The sequence below is a fragment of the Candidatus Binatia bacterium genome (assembly GCA_036382395.1).
Classification (GTDB): Bacteria; Desulfobacterota; Binatia; order HRBIN30; family HRBIN30; genus JAGDMS01.
Genome location: DASVHW010000374.1, coordinates 1 through 1523 on the forward strand (window position 1 = coordinate 1; position 1523 = coordinate 1523).

Consider the following 1523-nt stretch of genomic DNA (forward strand, 5'->3'; position numbering starts at 1 on the left):
CAGGGCGATTGGGGGCTGTCGTACACCTACGCCTGGGTGGAGAAGGACTCCGTGCTCTCGATCTTTAGTTTCAGCGACATCAATGAGTTTTCGACTCGCCCGGCAAAAGCCGGAGACACGCGCCCGACACAGAAGGGGGCCACCAACCTCATTTCGCACATTTTGCGCTTCGACTACGCCCTGCTGCCCAACCTGCAGTTGACGGCGAAGGCGTACGTCGAGAACGCCTTGGATCGCAAGATCTCGAATGCGGCGCTCACCGGCAACCCGACGCTGCTGCGGACGCAGCTCGATGCGATGCTGCGGTTCTAACCAGGAGGTTGATGCGGCCCTTGCACTGGGCCTGCCATGCTGTGGTAAGTCAGGACACTCGACCGACGAGTTGATACAAGAAAGGGGCACATGCGACCCACGGATGCCGAGTTCCGCGCGGCGTTGCGCACACACGCGGAACGAGTCGAGCGCTACCAGCAAGGCAAGATGACGGATGCCGAGTTCCGGCCGTTGCGCGTGAGCTACGGCTTGTACCGCGAACTCGAACACACCAGCTACCTCCAGCGCATCAAGCTGCCGGGAGGTATGCTGAGCGCGGCACAAGCAGATCGGCTCGCCGATATTGCCGACGACTATGCGCGTGGCCTCATCCATATAACCACCCGGCAGAACGTGCAGCTGCACTGGGTTGCGCTCGATAAGGCGATGGACATCTACGAGCGGCTGCACGCCGTGGGCATCACCACCCGCGGCGCGGCGGGTGACAGCGTGCGCGCCGTCACCAGCTGCGTCCATGCCGGCATCTGGCCCGGAGAGTTGTTCGACGTCACCCCGTATGCGCGCGCCACGCACGACCACTTCCTCTTCCACCCGCTCAACCTGACGTTGCCGCGGAAGTTCAAGATCGCTTTCTCGAGCTGCCCGAGTGATTGTGCGCAGGCACCAATCAACGATATCGGCTTTTTCCCCCACGTCCGCGACGGCAAGCGCGGTTTCTCCGTATACGCTGCCGGTGGCTTGGGACCGCAGCCGTTTCTGGCTCGCCCGATTCGGGAGTTTGTTGCCGTCGAAGACACGCTCATCATCGTGGAAGCCATCCTGAGGTTGTGGAGCCAACGCGGCGAACGGAAGAACCGGAAGAGGGCGCGGATGAAGTACTTGTTCCAGCGCCTCGGAGCCGAGCGCCTCATCGCCGCGGTAGACGAGCTACACGGGCGCATCGAGGCCGATCAGGGAGCGGCGTTACGTGCCGAACTGAACGAGCTCACTGCCGGATTCACAAGCGGCCAACCGCTCCAGCCGCCGTCGCCAGTGCCGGATAATCGTGATGCCGGGTTCACCCACTGGATGCGCACCAACGTGTTGCCGCAAAAGCAGGAGGGTTATTACGCCGCCACCATTCTGTTGCCGATGGGCGACATCAGCGGCCCGCAGTTGCGTGGCCTGGCCCACCTGGCACGCAGCTTCGGTGCGGGAGAGCTGCGTGCCACCAACGATCAGAACCTGTTAGTCCCCTGGATTCCCGGCGG

Annotated in this window: 2 protein-coding genes; both read left to right on the forward strand. The window is 62.8% G+C overall.

What is annotated here, in order from left to right; genetic code table 11:
* The coding region (locus VF515_17970; protein ID HEX7409520.1) for a hypothetical protein at positions 1 to 312 on the forward strand (312 nt) is incomplete at its 5' end.
* A gap of 90 nt (positions 313 to 402) precedes the next feature.
* A partial coding sequence (locus VF515_17975) for a nitrite/sulfite reductase (protein HEX7409521.1) occupies positions 403 to 1523 on the forward strand: 1121 nt, incomplete at its 3' end.